Source organism: Phenylobacterium sp., assembly GCF_037189685.1.
GTDB lineage: Bacteria > Pseudomonadota > Alphaproteobacteria > Caulobacterales > Caulobacteraceae > Phenylobacterium.
Genome location: NZ_JBBCIT010000029.1, coordinates 65,648 through 82,970 on the forward strand (window position 1 = coordinate 65,648; position 17,323 = coordinate 82,970).

At 70.5% G+C, this 17,323-nt stretch carries 14 protein-coding genes; 6 read left to right on the plus strand and 8 right to left on the minus strand.

Features of this window, described 5'->3' with window-relative positions:
* The first annotated feature begins 25 nt into the window (after nt 1-25).
* Together glnA and WG212_RS17225 are read left to right on the plus strand one after the other, a co-directional pair.
* Nucleotides 26-1,435 (plus strand): type I glutamate--ammonia ligase, encoded by a 1,410-nt coding sequence (glnA, locus tag WG212_RS17220; protein WP_337188342.1) that lies wholly within the window; start codon nt 26-28, stop codon nt 1,433-1,435.
* A gap of 410 nt (nt 1,436-1,845) precedes the next feature.
* Entirely contained in the window at nt 1,846-3,768 is a 1,923-nt protein-coding gene (locus WG212_RS17225; RefSeq protein ID WP_337188343.1) for a peptidase M61, read from the plus strand.
* A 16-nt stretch (nt 3,769-3,784) separates the two neighbouring features.
* Here the strand turns inward: WG212_RS17225 and WG212_RS17230 are convergent, their stop codons facing one another.
* The 3 genes from WG212_RS17230 to WG212_RS17240 are packed head-to-tail and all read right to left on the minus strand — an operon-like array spanning nt 3,785 to nt 7,843.
* On the minus strand, nt 3,785-6,193 hold the full coding sequence (locus WG212_RS17230; protein WP_337188344.1) for a hypothetical protein: 2,409 nt from the start codon (nt 6,191-6,193) through the stop codon (nt 3,785-3,787).
* A complete protein-coding gene (locus WG212_RS17235; protein WP_337188345.1) occupies nt 6,175-6,906 on the minus strand; it encodes a hypothetical protein in 732 nt (243 codons plus the stop codon). Before WG212_RS17235 ends, WG212_RS17230 begins: the two co-directional genes overlap by 19 nt.
* Nucleotides 6,907-6,934: 28 nt before the next feature.
* Nucleotides 6,935-7,843, minus strand: coding sequence for an alpha/beta hydrolase (locus tag WG212_RS17240; protein ID WP_337188346.1), 909 nt, complete (start codon nt 7,841-7,843; stop codon nt 6,935-6,937).
* 143 nt (nt 7,844-7,986) lie between these two features.
* On the opposite strand from WG212_RS17240, the gene parE reads away from it, so the two are divergent.
* Entirely contained in the window at nt 7,987-10,035 is a 2,049-nt protein-coding gene (gene parE / locus WG212_RS17245; protein ID WP_337188347.1) for a DNA topoisomerase IV subunit B, read from the plus strand.
* A gap of 125 nt (nt 10,036-10,160) precedes the next feature.
* Here parE and WG212_RS17250 read toward each other — a convergent pair whose 3' ends face one another.
* Nucleotides 10,161-11,066 (minus strand): PEPxxWA-CTERM sorting domain-containing protein, encoded by a 906-nt coding sequence (locus tag WG212_RS17250; RefSeq protein WP_337188348.1) that lies wholly within the window; start codon nt 11,064-11,066, stop codon nt 10,161-10,163.
* Between the two features lie 346 nt (nt 11,067-11,412).
* On the opposite strand from WG212_RS17250, the gene WG212_RS17255 reads away from it, so the two are divergent.
* The 3 genes from WG212_RS17255 to WG212_RS17265 all read left to right on the plus strand — a co-directional run bounded on the left by WG212_RS17255 (nt 11,413) and on the right by WG212_RS17265 (nt 14,925).
* Nucleotides 11,413-12,942, plus strand: a complete 1,530-nt coding sequence (locus WG212_RS17255) for a DEAD/DEAH box helicase (RefSeq protein ID WP_337188349.1) — start codon at nt 11,413-11,415, stop codon at nt 12,940-12,942.
* Nucleotides 12,943-12,991: 49 nt separating this feature from the next.
* Nucleotides 12,992-14,053: a GGDEF domain-containing protein gene (locus tag WG212_RS17260; protein ID WP_337188350.1), complete on the plus strand. Its 1,062-nt coding sequence runs from the start codon at nt 12,992-12,994 to the stop codon at nt 14,051-14,053.
* A gap of 68 nt (nt 14,054-14,121) precedes the next feature.
* Nucleotides 14,122-14,925 carry an enoyl-CoA hydratase/isomerase gene (locus WG212_RS17265; protein ID WP_337188351.1) on the plus strand — a complete coding sequence of 268 codons (804 nt, stop codon included), beginning with the start codon at nt 14,122-14,124 and terminating at the stop codon, nt 14,923-14,925.
* A gap of 73 nt (nt 14,926-14,998) precedes the next feature.
* Here the strand turns inward: WG212_RS17265 and WG212_RS17270 are convergent, their stop codons facing one another.
* The 4 genes from WG212_RS17270 to WG212_RS17285 are packed head-to-tail and all read right to left on the minus strand — an operon-like array spanning nt 14,999 to nt 17,323.
* Nucleotides 14,999-15,277, minus strand: coding sequence for a 2TM domain-containing protein (locus WG212_RS17270; protein WP_293381091.1), 279 nt, complete (start codon nt 15,275-15,277; stop codon nt 14,999-15,001).
* Between the two features lie 46 nt (nt 15,278-15,323).
* Nucleotides 15,324-15,719 carry an iron-sulfur cluster assembly accessory protein gene (locus WG212_RS17275; RefSeq protein WP_337188352.1) on the minus strand — a complete coding sequence of 132 codons (396 nt, stop codon included), beginning with the start codon at nt 15,717-15,719 and terminating at the stop codon, nt 15,324-15,326.
* A 13-nt stretch (nt 15,720-15,732) separates the two neighbouring features.
* Nucleotides 15,733-16,095, minus strand: a complete 363-nt coding sequence (locus tag WG212_RS17280; protein ID WP_337188353.1) for an SUF system Fe-S cluster assembly protein — start codon at nt 16,093-16,095, stop codon at nt 15,733-15,735.
* A gap of 13 nt (nt 16,096-16,108) precedes the next feature.
* Nucleotides 16,109-17,323 (minus strand): cysteine desulfurase, encoded by a 1,215-nt coding sequence (locus WG212_RS17285; RefSeq protein WP_337188354.1) that lies wholly within the window; start codon nt 17,321-17,323, stop codon nt 16,109-16,111.

Here is a 17,323-nt window from a genome sequence, read left to right on the forward strand (position 1 = left end):
CGACTTCAAGAAGGGGATAACCGCCATGGCTTCCGCCAAAGACATCCTGGACCAGATCAAGGAAAAGGACGTCAAATACGTCGACGTCCGTTTCACCGACGTGCGCGGCAAGATGCAGCACGTGACCTTCGACATCGACCTGGTGGACGAGGACTTCCTGACCGACGGCACCATGTTCGACGGCTCGTCCATCGCCGGCTGGAAGGCGATCAACGAGTCCGACATGAAGCTGCGTCCCGACCTGGACTCGGCGATCATCGACCCGTTCTACCAGCAGACCACGCTGGCGCTGTTCTGCGACATCGTGAACCCCGACACCAACACGCCCTACAACCGCGATCCCCGCTCGATCGCCAAGGCGGCGCTGACCTACGTCAAGTCGGCGGGCATCGGCGACACGGTGTACTTCGGCCCCGAGGCCGAGTTCTTCGTGTTCGACGACGTGCGCTGGGACACCGCCCCGCACAACACCTTCTACGCCTACGACTCGACCGAACTGCCGGTCAGCTCGGGCAAGGCGTACCCGGAAGGCAACATGGGCCATCGTCCGGGCCCCAAGGGCGGGTATTTCCCCGTGAACCCCGTCGACTCCGGCCAGGACCTGCGCGGCGAGATGCTCGCGGTCATGGGCGAGCTGGGCATGAAGCCCGAGAAGCACCACCCCGAGGTGGCGCCGGCGCAGCACGAGCTGGGCCTGAAGTTCGACACCATGATCACCATGGCCGACCGCCTTCAGCTCTATAAGTACGTGATCCACAATGTGGCCCACGCCTACGGCAAGACGGCCACCTTCATGGCCAAGCCGATGTTCGCCGACAACGGCTCGGGCATGCACGTCCACCAGTCGATCTGGAGCAACGGCAAGCCCCTGTTCGCCGGCGACAAGTACGCGGGCCTGTCCGACCTGTGCCTCTGGTACATCGGCGGCATCATCAAGCACGCCAAGGCGATCAACGCGTTCTCGAACTCCACGACGAACTCGTACAAGCGCCTGGTGCCCGGGTACGAAGCCCCGGTGAAGCTGGCCTACTCGGCCCGCAACCGTTCGGCCTCGATCCGCATCCCGCACGTGGACAGCCCGAAGGGCAAGCGGATCGAAGCCCGCTTCCCCGACCCCATGGGCAACCCGTACCTGACCTTCACGGCGCTGCTGATGGCCGGCCTCGACGGCATCGAGAACAAGATCGATCCCGGCGCCCCGGCGGACAAGAACCTCTACGACCTGCCGCCGCGCGAGCAGAAGAAGATCCCGGAAGTCTGCGGCTCGCTGCGCGAGGCCCTCGAGAGCCTCGACAAGGACCGCGCCTTCCTCAAGAAGGGCGGCGTCATGGACGACGACTTCATCGACAGCTACATCGAGCTGAAGATGGAAGAGGTCATGCGCCTCCAGCTCCATCCGCACCCAGTGGAATTCGACATGTACTTCAAGTGCTAGTCGCGCTTTCCTGACGCGATCCGAAGGGCCGCGGAGCAATCCGCGGCCCTTTTCGCGCCGGTGTCTTTCGAACCACGAAAGACACGAAAGGACACGAAAAGCGTGGCCGATCCCCGAGCCCCCGCGCGAGCGGAGGCTCCCTCATGGGAACCGCGGAAAACGCGGAAGGACGCGGAAATCGCAGCTTCGCCTTCCGCGCTTTTCCGCGTCTTCCGCGGTTCGTTGAATTTGGAAGGCGCCGCTTCGCGGCCGATCAGTACGCCCCCTTTCGTGTCCTTTCGTGTCTTTCGTGGTTCCATGACAAGCGTTGCCGCTTCGCGACGCCCTGGAGTTGTGACGCCCTGGGGTTGTGACGCCCGCGCCGGACGGCCTAGTGTCACGGCCACGCCACAACATCGGGTCTGCCTGAATTGAAGCTTCCCCTGCTCGCCGCCGCCGCGGCGCTCGCCCTCGGCGCGCCAGCCTTCGCCCAGCCTTCCCCCGGACCCCAGCCCACGCCCCTGCCCGCACCGATCCCGGCGCCGCGCGACATCGCCTATCCGGGCGCGATCAAGCTGGAGGTGGACGCCACCGACACCGTCCGCCGCATCGTGCGGGTGAAGCAGGTCATTCCCATCGCCGAGCCCGGCCGCGTCACCCTGCTCTACCCCGCCTGGCTGCCGGGGAACCACGCGCCGCGCGGCCCGATCGACAAGCTGGCCGGCCTCACCGTCAAGGCGGACGGACAGCCCGTCGCCTGGACGCGCGACACCGTCGATGTCTACGCCTTCCACGTCGATCCGCCGACCGGCGCGCGCGCGCTGGAGGTGGAGTTCCAGTTCCTGTCGCCCACCGCCCCGAACCAGGGCCGCGTGGTGGTCACGCCCGAGCTGATGAACCTCCAGTGGAACGCCCTGGCCCTCTACCCCGCCGGCTGGTTCACGCGCCGCATCCCGTTCGAGACCACCCTGAAGCTGCCCACGGGCTGGAGCCACGCCGCGGCCCTGGACACCGCCCAGACCCAGGGGAACGTCGTGCGCTTCCAGCCCACCGACTTCGAGACGCTGGTGGATTCGCCGCTGTTCGCGGGCCGTCACTTCCGCCTCTACGATCTGGATCCCGGCGGGAAGATCCCGGTGCGCCTGCACGTCGTCGCCGATCGGCCCGAGGAACTGGCCGCCAGCCCCGCCATCATCGAGATCCACCGCAACCTCGTGCGCCAGGCCGACCGGCTGTTCGGCTCGCGCCCCTTCGACCGCTACGAGTTCCTGCTGGCGATCACCGACCGCATGGGCTCCATCGGCCTCGAGCACCACCGATCCAGCGAAAACCAGGTGGAGCCGGGCTACTTCCTCGACTGGAACAACGCCCAGGCCGACCGGAACCTGCTGCCGCACGAGTACGCCCACGCCTGGATCGGCAAGTCTCGTCGCCCGGCCGACCTCTGGACCCCCAACTTCAACGTGCCCATGCGGAGCCAGCTCCTGTGGGTCTACGAGGGCCAGGACCAGTACTGGGGCTACGTCCTGGGCGGCCGCGCGGGTTTCCTCTCGGTCGCCCAGAGCCTGGAGGCCCTGGCTTCGACCGCCGCCGTCTACGAGACCCGCGCCGGCCGGCGCTGGCGGGGCGTGGAGGACACCACCCTGGACCCCGTCATCGCCGCGCGCCGCCCCCAGCCCTGGCTGAGCTGGCAACGCAGCGAGGACTACTATTCCGAAGGCCAGCTCGTCTGGCTGGACGCCGACACCCTGATCCGCGAGCGTTCCCGCGGCCGCCGCTCGCTGGACGACTTCGCCCGCGCCTTCTTCGGCGGGCGGAACGGCGACCCGACGCCCCGCCCCTTCACCTTCGTCGACGTGGTCGCCGCGCTGAACGCCGTCGAACCCTACGACTGGGCCGGATTCCTGAAGGCCCGGCTGCAGGACGTCGCGCCCCGCCCGCCGCTGGACGGCCTGACCCGCGGCGGCTGGAAGCTCGTCTACGCCGAGACGCCCACCGACTACTTCCGCAGCGTGGAGGCCTTCCACAAGCGGACCGACCTCTCCTACTCGCTGGGCCTGGTGATCGGCCGCGAGGGCGATGTCACGGGCGTGCTGTGGGACAGCCCCGCCTTCGACGCCGGCCTGACGGTCTCGACACGCATCCTGGCCGTGAACGGCTTCGCCTACACCCCCGACCGCCTGAGGGCCGCCGTCACGGCGGGCAAGTCCGGCGCGCCGATCCGGCTCACCGTGCGCAACGGGGAGCACTTCGGCGAGGTGTCGATCGACTACCGCGGCGGCCTCCGCTACCCGCGGCTGGAACGCATCCCCGGCGCCCCCGACCTGCTGACGGCGATCTACAGCTCGAAGTAGGCCGCCTGGGCCAACCTCAGTCGTAGTAGTAGGGCGAGCGCTTCGCCCAGGTCGACTTCGGGTAGCGGGCATGGAGAAGCTGGAACGCCCGCTTGCCCGACTGCGCATGGCTGCCCCCCCACCGGCCGGCGCGGTTGATCCAGTAGAGCGCCTCGGGGACCTGGGGATGTCCGGGGTTGGCGCGGGCGAAGGCCAGCATCTCGTCCCACACCGACACGGCGCCCGCGGGCATGGGCGGCGGGGGCTCGGCCCAGCCCGCAGCCTCCCGGCGGACGAAGCGGCTCCGTTCGTCCAGCGCCTGCGGCTGCCCGGCCACGACGAAGTCGGGCAACCGAAGCGGCGCGGCGGCGACGCCACACTCGCCCAGGCATGTCAGGTCGGTGATCGAATCCGGATCGTCGGCCTCCGCCCCGCTGCCGTCCGCCTGATAGAGGGCCAGCGGCGGCGGCGCGGGCATCACCGGCCGGCTCACCAGCACCCACGGGATCCAGTAGTACTGGAACTGGGCCACCGTCCCTTCGGGCCGCGTATAGTCCACGAGGTCGGTGCGGACGCCCGGAACCTTCGCGAGGACGAAGAACTCGGCGAAGCGCTTCGCGGGCCCCACGGGCGTCTCGCGGATGCGCCGCCATTCCGGCGCCAGTTGCGGCAGCAGCTTCGCAAGATCGGCCGCCAGCCCGTCGACCGCGGCATGGTCCTGGAGCAGCACGGCGCGCGCGTAGCTGGTGATCGCGAGGTCCAGCCTGAGCTGGCCGGGGACGGCGGGATGCCGCGAGAGGGCGATGCGCTGGGCCAGCGGCATGCGGTCGATGATCGCCCGGGCGTCCTCGCCGAAGCCCACGGTCCCCGTCTGGCCGACGCCGTCGAACACACTGCTGTCGGGCGCGTGGGCGGGCAGCCACACCTCGCGCTTGCAGCCGTTGTCCGGCGAGGCCACGCCGTCGACATAGGCCGCCAAGGGGCAGATCCGGCGCCGCAGCGCGAAGCGGGCGAAGTCGCCCAGGTCGGCGGCCACCTGCGCCCGCTGGGCGGCGAACAGGTTGCGGTCGCTGGCCGACAGGTCGCGCCGGGCCAGGATGGCATCCAGGCGCGCGCGGGTCGCCGCCGGCGGTTCGCCCACGAGAGTCAGCCGGCCCAGGTGATACTGGACGGTGAGCCACCCCGGATCCGCGCCGCCCACCGCGCGCGCCGCGACGACCAGGGACGCGGCCGTCCCGTCGCCGGGTTCGCCCAGGGCCAGGGCCGCGACCAGCCAAGCGGTCGAGCCGCCGGCCCGCCAGCGCCGGAGCGCGTGCGCCTGCGACGCCAGCCGCGCCTCGCGCCGAAGCCGCGCCATCGCCTGGGGCTCCCAGTTCGCCGCCAGGGCGGCTTCATCATCCACCTCGGGCCGCAGGGTCGCGATCCACTCCAGCGGCTCGGGCGGCGGCTGGCCCAGGCGGGCCAGGCTGACGGCGTCGCGGAACGCCACCGCCAGATCGGCCGACGCGGCGGGCGCGGCGAGGTCTGCGGAGAGCTCGGCCATCAGGTCCCGGGGGCGGTCGCGGAAGGCCAGGCTGCGCAACATCGGCCGAACCTCGTCCCGGCCGAAGGTCCCGGCGGGCCGGCGCGACAGGTCGGCGATAGCCACCCGCGCCAGGGTGAAGCGCTCGGGAGACGGCTCGGCCAGCGCCGCCCGGCGCAGCGCGCGGGCCTTCAGGTAGGGTCCCATCCCGCGCCAGGGCGACGCGTCGTCCAGCGAGATCGCGCCGAACCCCGCCGCCGCGTCGGTCGTCCGCCCGGCGTAGAGGGCGTGGGCGGCCGCCTGGTAGGCGCGGTCGGCCTTCAGCCAGGCCGGCGCGCCCGCGGGAAGCGGCGGCAGGGCGACCTCCTCCTGGCAGGTGGCGAACACCGCGTCCTGGGCGTCCAGCCAGGCGATCACCCACGGCGAGGCGCCGCCGTGGGCGGCGACCCGCGCCTTCAGGGTCTGGGCGGCGTTGCGGAAGGCGTCGTCGAAGCACTGGGCCGACCACATGTAGTACGGCTGTTCACGGCCCGTCGGCGTGTAGGCCTTGCGCGGCGCGTCCTTCACCAGCCGGCGCGCGGCGAGCCACTGGCTGGAGCCCGTCTCGCCCCTGGGATCGTCGTAGACATTCTTCAGCGGGCCATCGCAGCAAGGGACCGACAGCGCCGCCCCGGCCGCCGGCCCCACGGCCTGGCCATGCAGCAGCCGCCAGGCCATGTAGAGCTGGGGACGCGGCGCACGCGCCATCACCACCCCGACCCGTCCGCGATACATGGCGTCGAGGTCCGCAGGCTCGCCCCCGAAGCGGTCGACGTACCAGGGCACGCCGCCCGCCACGCCCGACGCAGAGGCGGCGCCCCCGGCGGCGGCCAGCACGCCCGCGGCCACGAGCCCGAGCCCAAACCTCACCGCACGGACCGCCATGCCCGAACCCTCTCCTCGATGGCCGCGAAATCGGCCGCCGACCAGCTTCGCGGATTGAACAGATAGACCCGCCGGCCCGCGGGCGCACCCGGCAGCGGGGCGTCGGTGGAGATCGCCAGGGCGTCCCGGCATCGCGCGTTGCGGAAATCTCCGCCGGCGCCCAGCTTCTCGCGGATCGGGGCGCCGGCGCGGCCCATCCTGAACAGCATCGGCACGACCTCATCCACCGGAGCCTCGGCCAGCCACCCTTCGGTCTCGCACCATGACGCCAGGGCGGTCATCGAGAGCGCGACGCCCGGCTTCAGGCCTTCCCGGACCCGGCGCAGCACGCCGAGGAGGATCGGGCGCTGCGAAGCCCTGACCTCGAAATCGACCTGAAGCCGGCGCGCCCAGGCCGCGCCGCCCAGGTCCAGGATGGCGGCCGCCACCTCGGCCTCGCGCGCCTCCGACCACTCGAACGGCCGGCGCGGGTCGATCTCCACATGGACGACCGCGGTCGTCACCTGGCCGGCCTTCGCACGCAACGGGTGAAGCCGTCCCCGTATGGCCGTGCGCGGCCCCGAGATCTCGATGAAGCCGGCCAGCACCGCGACCTCGGCGTCGGGAGACAGAAACCGCAGATCCTCGGGCCGCTCCCAGGCCCACACCACCAGCGTCGACGGCCTCGGCGGCGCGGCGCCGACGGTCAGCGCGAGCCCGAGGCCAACGAGCACGCCGACGACGCCACGACGCCTCACCGCCTCAGCCGAACCGTTCGTCCATCCAGGCCCCGGCGTCGGCGACCGCCCGCCGGGCCGCCTGGAGCACCGGGCCCCAGGCGTGGAAGACGTGGATCATCTCGGGCCAGACCTCCAGGCGCACAGCCACCCGCGCATGGGCCAGCACGTCGGCCAGGGTGATGCTGTCGCTGAGCAGCGCCTCCTCGGACCCCACCTGGATCAGCACGGGAGACACCCCCTCGAAATCGCCGAACACCGGCGAGGCCAGGGGATCGCGGGGGTCCAGCCCTCCCAGGTAGGCGCGGGCGTTCTCGTCCAGGCGCGGCTTGCTGATGGTGGGATCGCTCGCCGTCTTGCTGGCGTAGCTGGCGCCCGACTGGGTCAGGTCGGCCCAGGGGCTGATGACGAACCAGCCCGCCGGCTGGGGCAGGCCGTCCCGCTTCAACGCCAGGGCCAGCGCCATCGCCAGGCCGCCGCCGGCCGAATCCCCGACCACCACCACCCGTTGCGGCTCGGCGCCGCCATCCAGCAGGGCGCGATAGGCCGCCACCGCGTCGTCGACCGCCGCCGGGAACCGATGCTCGGGTCCGAGGCGGTAGTCGATCGCCACCGCCACCGTCCGCGCCGCCTCGGCCAGGCGCGCCACCAGCGGCCGGTGGCTGCGCGGACTGCCCATCGTATAGGCCCCGCCGTGCAGGTAGAGCATCGTGCGCCCCGGCGCCGCGCCCTGCGGGACCACCCGCTCGCCGCGGACGCCCCCCAGCGTGACGGGTTCATGATAGCAGCCGACCGGCAGAGCGCCCTTCTCGCCCAGGGCGTCCATGGCGGCCCGGCGTTCGGCATAGCCGGGGGTCGGCGCGCCGGGCTCGGGCTGGCGCGCCGCCAGGATCGCCCGCACGCCGGCGATCTCGGGATCCTTCCAGTTCGCCACGCCACCCTCCCTGCAGCCCCGCCGAGCATGGTGCGGCAGAATCAGGCTCCACGCACCTGCTCCGGCCGCCGCACCGCGCATTGCGCCCGGCCCGCCCTGCGCCCATAGGGTGGGCCTTCTCGAATCGCCGCAATGTTCTCTTGATGTCCAAGTCTTCCGCCCAGCCTGCGCCCGACCTCTTCGACGACGCCCTGAACCCGGCGCCGGCCGCGCCGCTGGCCGAGAGCCACGAGCCGCGTCCGGACGCCTCCCCCGCCAAAGGCGGCTATTCGGCCAAGGACATCGAGGTCCTGGAAGGGCTGGAGCCGGTCCGCAAGCGGCCGGGCATGTACATCGGCGGGACCGACGAGCGCGCCCTGCACCACCTCTTCGCCGAGGTCCTGGACAACGCCATGGACGAGGCCGTCGCCGGCCACGCCAAGGCCATCACCGTCTCGCTCGAGGCCGACGGCGCGCTCAGCGTCACCGACGACGGCCGCGGCATCCCCGTCGACCCCCACCCCAAGCATCCGGGCAAGTCGGCGCTGGAGGTCATCATGACCGTCCTGCACTCGGGCGGGAAATTCTCAGGCAAGGCCTACGAGACCTCGGGCGGCCTGCACGGCGTGGGCGTCTCGGTCGTCAACGCGCTCTCCGAGCGCGTCGAGGTGACCGTCTGGAAGGACGGCTTCGAGTGGCGCCAGGCCTTCACGCGCGGCAAGCCCCTGGGCGGCATCGAGAAGCTGGGCCCCACGCGCAAGAAGGGCACCCAGATCCGCTTCACCCCCGACCCGGTGATCTTCGGCGAGGGCGCGGCGTTCCGGCCCGCACGCCTCTACCGGATGGCCCGCTCCAAGGCCTATCTCTTCGGCGGCGTCGAGATCCGCTGGAAGTGCGACCCGTCCCGCCTCCAGGACCAGACCCCGCCCGAGGCCGTCTTCCGCTTCCCCAACGGCCTGGCCGACTTCCTGGGCGAACGCATCCAGGGGCTGGAGACCGTCACGCCCGAACCCTTCAGCGGCCGCTACGAGCGCCCCGGCGAGGCGGGCAAGGTGGAATGGGCCGTTGCCTGGACCCCCGCCGGCTTCGGCGAGGCCGACAGCTTCATGCAGTCGTACTGCAACACCGTGCCGACCCCCGAGGGGGGCACGCACGAGAGCGGCCTGCGGGCGGCGCTGACCCGCGGCCTCAAGCAGTACGCCGAGCTGGTGGGCGAGAAGCGCGGCGGGATCATCACCGCCGACGACGTCGTGGCCCAGGCCGGCGCCCTGGTCAGCGTCTTCATCCGCGATCCCGAGTTCCAGGGCCAGACCAAGGAGAAGCTGTCCTCCACCGAGGCCCAGCGGCTGGTGGAGAAGGCGCTGGCCGATCCCTTCGACCATTGGCTGACCGCCCAGCCCAAGGCCGCCAGCGCCCTGCTCCAGTTCGTGGTCGAGCGCGCCGAGGAGCGCCTGAAGCGCCGCAAGGAGAAGGAGGTCGCCCGCGCCTCGGCCACCCGCAAGCTGCGCCTGCCCGGCAAGCTGGCCGACTGCGCCGGATCGTCCACCGAAGGGACCGAACTGTTCCTGGTCGAGGGCGACTCGGCCGGCGGCTCGGCCAAGCAGGCGCGCGACCGCAGGACCCAGGCGATCCTGCCCTTGCGCGGCAAGATCCTGAACGTCGCCTCGGCCTCGACCGACAAGTTCGGCGGCAACAAGGAGCTCTCGGACCTGTTGCTGGCCCTGGGCGCCCAGGCCGGGTCGAAGTTCCGCGAGGAAGACCTGCGCTACGACCGCATCGTCATCATGACCGACGCCGACGTGGACGGGGCCCACATCGCCAGCCTGCTGATCACCTTCTTCTGGCGCACCATGCCCGACCTGATCCGCTCGGGGCGGCTCTACCTGGCGCTGCCCCCGCTCTATCGGCTGAGCCACGGCGGCAAGGCCGTCTACGCCCGCGACAACGAGCACCGCGACCAGCTCCTGGCCTCGGACTTCAAGGGCAAGAAGCCCGAGATCAGCCGCTTCAAGGGCCTGGGCGAGATGATGCCAGGCCAGCTCAAGGAAACCACCATGGACCCGAAGACCCGCACGCTCGCGCGGGTCACCCTGCCCCGGGCCGAGGAGCAGGTGGAGGACCTGGTCGAGCGGCTGATGGGCCGCAAGCCCGAGGCGCGCTTCCAGTTCATCCAGGAGAACGCCGAGTTCGCCGCCGCCGACCTGGACGTCTGACGCGGCGCGCGACCTGGCCAGCGTATCGCGGGGAGACCCTGACGCCCCGAGGGAGACCCTGACGCGCAGAGACCGGCCGGCGGCGACACGTCTCCAAGCGGAGACGCGCCACCGCCGGATCGCGATCAGGCCGCCATCGCCCGCCGGCGTGAGCGAAGCACCGTTCCCGCCGCCCCGAAGCCCAGGATCAGCATGGCCCAGGTGGAGGGTTCCGGGATCGCGCCCGTCGGGGGCTGGGTCGGAGCCTCGAACCCGCTGACCACCAGCACGCGGTTGCCGCCGCCGAAGGTCGAGAAGATGAAGTCGCCGGTGACCGGGTCGATCACCGCGCCCTCGGCGCCGGTCAGGCCCGACAGGAACGTGCGGCGGGTGCCCAGGACGGGATTGCCGTTCGCGTCGATGTCCCAGATTCCGACCTGGCCGGTGCTGTATTCCGACACCATCAGGCTGTCGACGCCGAAGCCGGTGTTCGAGCCCGACACATAGACCAGGCCTTCCGGCCCGCCGCCGATGAAGACCGAGCTGTTGACGCTGACGTCGAAGAAGCCGGCGCCGTCGGGCGTCAGCGAGACGTCATAGAAGATCCCCGCGTTGTAGCTGGCCAGCTTCAATCCCCCGGCGCCGTCGAACCCGTCGGGTACGAACTGCAGGGTGCCGACAGACGAGGCGATCCCCAGCGACGAGAGCGCGATCACCTTGCCCGGGGAATCCGCGCCGGGCGCGATCTGGATCAGGGTGTTGGTGGGATAGCCGGTGGTGAACAGCACCCCGTCGGGGCCGAACGCCAGGCCGCCGTCGATGTTGGGCGCCGTGGCGAACAGGGTCGCATCCCCCAGGCCGATGATGTGGCCATCGAGGTCGCGAGTGACGCTCATGGAGTAGATCGCGCCGGACGCGCCATTCGCCGCGCCGCCCAGCAGCAGCGTATTGGCGTCGAGGAAGGTGACCCCGCCGTAGGATGCGGGAACCCCCGGCGCCGAGCCCAGATCGTTGCAGGTGTAGTCGGCGGCAAAGGCCGAATCGATCGTCACGCCAACACATGCGGCCTGAGCCGATCCTGCCGCCGAGACCACGATCAAGGCAGCGCACGCCGCGACGAGTTGCTTCATACTCATACGAGAAGCCCCCATTGTATACGTGTCGATCGAGGTTAACGCGCCGCGGGCGGGTCAAGGCAATCGGGTTCGCCTCCTGCACGAAACCACTCAACCGGCGCCGCAAGGGCGCCGCCATGGTGTCATTTCACCCTCTGTGGAGCGCATCGCGTTGACTTGACGGATGTCCGCCGTATGTTCCGCCCGCGTGGCGAATTCCGTCCGCGCCGCCGCGACGCGCCCTGCCCGGTTTCCGGAGGGGCCCCGCACCCATCGTTAGCGAATGACCGAATTTTCAGAACTGGGCCTGTCGCCCGCGACCCTGAGCGCCGTCGCCGAGACGGGCTACACCACGGCCACACCCATCCAGGCCGCCGCCATCCCCTTCGCGCTGCACGGCCGCGACGTCCTGGGCATCGCCCAGACGGGCACCGGCAAGACCGCCGCCTTCACCCTGCCGATGATCGACCGGCTGGCCGCCGGCCGCGCCCGCGCGCGGATGCCGCGCGCGCTGGTGATCGCGCCCACCCGCGAACTGGCCGACCAGGTGGCCGCCAGTTTCGAGAAGTACGCCAAATACACCAAGCTTTCGTGGGCCCTGCTGATCGGCGGCGTCTCGTTCTCCGACCAGGAGCTGAAGCTGGACCGCGGCGTCGACGTCCTCATCGCCACGCCCGGCCGCCTGCTGGACCATTTCGAGCGTGGCAAGCTGCTGCTCACCGGCGTCCAGATCATGGTGGTCGACGAGGCCGACCGCATGCTCGACATGGGCTTCATCCCCGACATCGAGCGCATCTTCAAGCTGACGCCGCCCAAGCGGCAGACCCTGTTCTTCTCGGCGACCATGCCGCCTGAGATCACGCGGCTGACCAAGCAGTTCCTGAAGGACCCCGAGCGGATCGAGGCCTCGCGGCCGGCGACCACCGCCGACACCATCGCCCAGCACCTGGCCCGCATCCCCAGCAGCGATCCCAAGGCCAAGCGCACGGCGCTCCGCGCCCTCATCGAGCGGTCCGAGGTCAACAACGGCATCGTCTTCTGCAACCGCAAGTCCGAGGTCGATGTCGTCGCCAAGTCGCTGAAGACCCACGGGTTCGACGCCGCGCCCATCCATGGCGACCTCGACCAGTCCACGCGGATGCGGACGCTGGAATCGTTCCGCAAGGGCGAGCTGAAGCTGCTGGTGGCGTCCGACGTGGCCGCGCGCGGCCTCGACATCCCGGCCGTCAGCCACGTCTTCAACTTCGACGTGCCGCACCACGCCGACGACTACGTCCACCGCATCGGCCGCACGGGCCGCGCCGGGCGCACCGGCGAGGCCTTCATGATCGTCACGCCGGCTGACGCGAAGAACCTCGACAAGGTGTTGAAGCTGATCGGCAAGACCCCGGACGAGGTCACGTTCGACATCGACTTCTCGACCATCAAGGACACGCCCCGCCCCGGACGCGAACGCAAAGGCGGCCGCGACCGGAACGGCCGCGACCGGGACCGCAGCCCGCGCCGCGCCCGCGAACACCGGCCGGCCGACGAGGTCGCCGCGCCGCCCGAGGCCACGGTGGAGGCGCCCGCGGACATCCCCGAGGCTCCGGCCCGGCCCCGCCGTGAACGGGCGCCCCGCGCGGATACCCGGCCGGAACGCGAAGCCCGCCCCGAACGCGACGCCCGTGAACGCGACAACCGTGAACGCGAGCCGCGCGGCGAACGTCCCGGCCGTCGCCGCGATCGTGAGGATGACGACGACGTCGTGGGTTTCGGCGGCGATACGCCGGCCTTCCTGCTGCGTGCGACGCCGCTGTCCACGAACGATTAATCGGCGCCTTTAACGCGTTCTTTGGGCTCGGCCCCCTAGCGTCCGCGCCATGTCCAGGGACCTTGATTCCATCCTTCGCAGCCCGAAGGCGTATGAGTGGGCGCGCGTGGCCATCGACGCCATGGAACAGAACCGTGTCTGGCCCACGGCCCTGAACTTCGAACTCTGGATGCACTATGTCGCCTCGAAGGACAGCGAGGTCGCGACCGAGATCGGCGCGCTGCTCAAGTCGGGGGCGCCCTTCACCGAACAGGCGGGCGAGGCGATCGCCGGGAAGCATCTGCCCAGCGCCAAGCTGTCGGGCGAGATCCTGAACGCCGGGAAGAACCTGACCGAAGAACTGGAAAACGTCAGCCGGGCCCTGGAATCGGCGCGCGAGAGCAGCGAGGCCTACGGCCAGCAACTGGCCAGCGCCAGCAAGTCGCTGGAGCACGACGAGGACGCCGAGGCCGTGCGCGCCATGGTCGACAACCTGACCGTCGCCACCGCCCGTGTCCGCGACGAGAACAAGTCGCTGGAATCGCAGCTTGCCGAGACCAACGACGAACTCGGCCGCCTCAAGGAGCACCTGGAGACGGCCCGTCGCGAAGCCATGACCGACGGCCTGACCCTGCTGGCCAACCGCAAGGCCTTCGACGAGACGCTGGACGCGGCCGTGAGCGGGACGGCGGCGGGCGAGCCGCTGTGCCTGGCGATCGTCGACATCGACCACTTCAAGACCTTCAACGACACCTGGGGGCACCAGACCGGCGACCAGGTGATCCGTTACGTGGCCGCGGTCATGGCCCGCATCGCCCAGCCCGGCGGCCGTTTCGCGGCGCGCTATGGCGGCGAGGAGTTCGCGGTGATCTTCCCCGGCGAGGGCCGCGACGCCGCCCTGGGCGCGCTCGAAAGCGCGCGCGAGGAGATCTCGTCCCGCACCCTGAAGCGCCGCTCCACAAACGAGGACCTGGGCGCCATCACCATCTCCATCGGCATCGCCGAACAGCTTCCCGGCGAAACCGCCCCCGCCCTGATCGAACGGGCGGACGGCGCGCTCTACGCCTCGAAGCGGGGCGGACGCAACCGCACCTCGATCGCCGAGCCCGGCGCGGCCAGCCGCGCCGCCTAGTTCTCCTTGGTTGACGCCGGGGTATCTGGCCTTCATTCGCCGGGAACCCAGACATCACGGAGGACGCCATGGACGGCTCCCAAGCTCCCGCCAAGGTCAAGACATCGCTCGAGGACGGCGTGGGCGTCATCACCCTGAACGACCCCGGCACGCTGAACGCCGCGGGCCTGGAGTTGATGGCCGAATTGACGGCGGCCTTCGACGACTTCGCCTATGGCGACAAGGCCCGCGCCATCGTCATCACGGGCGAAGGCCGCGGCTTCTGCTCGGGCGCGAACCTGTCGGGAGGCGGTGGAACGGGCCGCGGAAGCCCCGCCGGCAAGGCGAACAGCGCGCTGATCGGCACCTTCAACCCCTTCGTCGCCGCGGTGCGCAAGTCGCCCAAGCCGCTGGTGGCCGCGGTGAACGGCGTCGCCGCCGGCGTCGGCGTCTCGATCGCGCTGGCCGCCGACCTCGCGGTCGCCGCCGAGAGCGCCTACTTCCTCCTGGCCTTCCGCCGCATCGGCCTGGTGCCGGACGGCGGCGCGACCTGGATGCTGCCGCGTCTCGTGGGCAAGGCGCGCGCGATGGAGCTGATGCTGCTGGGCGAGAAGCTGCCGGCGAAGACCGCGGCGGAATGGGGCCTGATCAACAGGTGCGTGCCGGACGCCGAACTGAAGGACGCGGCGATGCAGTACGCCCGCGCCCTGGCCGAAGGCCCCGCCTCGCTCGGCCTGACCCGCAACCTGGTGTGGGACGCGCTGGATTCCAGTTTCGTCGAACAGCTCGAGGCCGAGGCCTACGGCCAGGGCGCCGCACAGCTCACCGCGGATGCGGCCGAAGGGGTCGCGGCCTTCGTGCAGAAGCGCCCGGCGAAGTTCACCGGCCGCTGATCTCGCCTTCGACGCCTGGATCGAGCCTCCGGAACCTCGTTCCGGAGGCTTCGTCGTTCAGGACGCCGGAACCTCAGAGTCCGCGGGTCTTCTTCAGCTTCTCGAGCTCTTCCTCGATGAGCCGGTCGCGCATGCCTTCGCCATTCAGGTAGACCGAAGCGGCGTGGGCCGCGAGCCCGATGCCCCAGCCCAGCATCGGCCAGTAGAACCACCAGTGGCCGGGCGCCGTGAGCAGGTTGATCGCGAACAGGCCGGCGTTGACCACGACGTAGGCCAGCAGATGGCTTCGGAACGCCAGCTTCATGTCGGCGCGGCGGATGGCCAGTCGGCGCAGTTCGACGTCGTCGGTCATGTCGGGTCCCGAGTTGCTGACCACAGGATAAGCCCCGTTCGCCGCCTCAGTCGAGTTTCACCGGTGTAATGGTCACACTCTCGCCGCAGCCGCAGGCGTCGGTCTCGTTCGGGTTGCGGAACACGAACTTGGCCGAGAGCCTGGTCACCTCGTAGTCGATCTCGGTCCCGATCAGGAACAGCACCGCCTTGGGGTCCACCAGGATGGTGACGCCCTTGTCCTCCACCACCTCGTCCAGGGGATTGGCGGTCTCGGCGTACTCCAGGACATACTCCTGACCGGCGCAGCCGCCGTTCTTCACGCCCACGCGCAGGCCGGCGTAGGGCCTTTCCGCCCGGCTCATGATCTCGCGTACGCGCTCGGCGGCCGCGTCGCTGAGCGTGACCACCTTGGGCCGGGGGCGCCGTGCGCGGGGCTGGGGGGTGAGGTCGAGGTTTTCCATCAGGTCATGCCGGTCAGAACATGTTCAGGGCGAGCTTGGCCTCGTCGCTCATGCGCGAGGGGTCCCACGGCGGGTCGAAGACGAGGTCCACCTTCACCGAGCGGACGTCGGAGATCTCCTTCACCGCGTCCTCCACCCAGCCCGGCATCTCGCCGGCGACCGGGCAGCCTGGCGCGGTCAGGGTCATGTCGATGGCCACGTCCTTGTCGTCCGAGACGTCCACCCGGTAGACGAGGCCCAGCTCGTAGATGTCGACCGGGATCTCGGGGTCGTAGACGGTCTTCAGCTTCTCGATCAGCAGATCGGTCAGCCGGTCGAGCTCCGCCTGGCTGAGGGGCGGCGTGGCGGTCGGCTCTATCGCGGTCGCGTCGTCCATCGGGTCACATCACTCAGGCGAAGAAGGCTTGTGTCTTGGTCAAGGCGTCGACGAAGGCGTCAGCCTCCTCCTCGGTGTTATATAGGGCGAACGAGGCCCGGGCGCTCGACGTCACGCCGAAACGCCGCATCAGGGGCTCGGCGCAGTGGGTCCCGGCGCGCACGGCCACGCCATAGCGGTCGAGGATCTGGGCCACGTCGTGGGCGTGGGCGCCGTCGATCGTGAACGACAGGATGGCCCCCTTCCCCGGCGCGTCGCCGATCACCCGCAGCCAGTTGAAGCCGGCCAGCCGCGCGCGGACGCGGTCGTACAGGCCATGCTCGTGTTCGGCGATGGCCAGCCGGTCCTGGCTCGACAGCCAGTCGATCGCCGCGCCCAGACCGATGGCCTCAAGGATCGGCGGCGTGCCGGCCTCGAAGCGGTGCGGCGGCTCGGCGTAGGTGATCTCGTCGCGCGTCACCATGCCGATCATCTCGCCCCCGCCCTGGTAGGGCGGCAGGGCGGCCAGCCGTTCGGCCTTGCCGTACAGGACGCCGATACCGGTCGGCCCGTAGAGCTTGTGGCCGGAGAAGACGTAGAAGTCGGCGTCGATGTCACCCACGTCCACCGGCTTGTGGACGATGGCCTGGCAGCCGTCGAACAGGACCAGGGCGCCCGCCTCGTGCGCCATCCGCGCCAGGGCCTTGGCGTCGTTGGTGGTGCCCAGGACGTTCGACATGTGGCTGAGCGCCACCACTCTCGTCCGCGGCCCCAGAAGACCCTGGAACGCCTCCAGGTCCAGCCGGCCGTCGTCCGTCACCGGGATCCACTTGAGCACCACACCCTTGCGCTCGCGCAGGAAGTGCCAGGGCACGATGTTGGCGTGGTGCTCCATCTCGGAGAGCACGATCTCGTCGCCGGGATGCAGGCCCGCCCCCAGGCCCTGGGCGACCAGGTTCACCGCCTCGGTGCCGCCCTTGGTGAAGACGATCTCGCCGACATCGGCGTTGATGAACGCCGCCACCTTGCGGCGCGCCGCCTCGTAGGCGTCGGTGGTCTCGTTGGCCAGGGTGTGCAGGCCCCGATGCACGTTGGCGTAGGAATGCTCCATCGCCCGCGTCATGGCCTCGATCACCTGCCGCGGCTTCTGGGCCGAGGCGGCGCTGTCCAGATAGACCAGCGGCTTGTCGTGGACCCGGCGCAGCAGGATCGGGAAGTCGGCGCGGGCGGCCTGGACGTCGAACGCCAT

Bases quoted from the DNA above. Each gene is read 5' to 3' on its own strand.
- glnA (WP_337188342.1), top strand. From the start codon at position 26: ATGGCTTCCGCCAAAGACATCCTGGACCAGATCAAGGAAAAGGACGTC.
- WG212_RS17230 (WP_337188344.1), bottom strand. From the start codon at position 6,193: ATGGCGGTCCGTGCGGTGAGGTTTGGGCTCGGGCTCGTGGCCGCGGGC.
- parE (WP_337188347.1), top strand. From the start codon at position 7,987: ATGTCCAAGTCTTCCGCCCAGCCTGCGCCCGACCTCTTCGACGACGCC.
- WG212_RS17255 (WP_337188349.1), top strand. From the start codon at position 11,413: ATGACCGAATTTTCAGAACTGGGCCTGTCGCCCGCGACCCTGAGCGCC.
- WG212_RS17260 (WP_337188350.1), top strand. From the start codon at position 12,992: ATGTCCAGGGACCTTGATTCCATCCTTCGCAGCCCGAAGGCGTATGAG.
- WG212_RS17265 (WP_337188351.1), top strand. From the start codon at position 14,122: ATGGACGGCTCCCAAGCTCCCGCCAAGGTCAAGACATCGCTCGAGGAC.
- WG212_RS17270 (WP_293381091.1), bottom strand. From the start codon at position 15,277: ATGACCGACGACGTCGAACTGCGCCGACTGGCCATCCGCCGCGCCGAC.
- WG212_RS17275 (WP_337188352.1), bottom strand. From the start codon at position 15,719: ATGGAAAACCTCGACCTCACCCCCCAGCCCCGCGCACGGCGCCCCCGG.
- WG212_RS17280 (WP_337188353.1), bottom strand. From the start codon at position 16,095: ATGGACGACGCGACCGCGATAGAGCCGACCGCCACGCCGCCCCTCAGC.
- WG212_RS17285 (WP_337188354.1), bottom strand. From the start codon at position 17,323: ATGGCGTTCGACGTCCAGGCCGCCCGCGCCGACTTCCCGATCCTGCTG.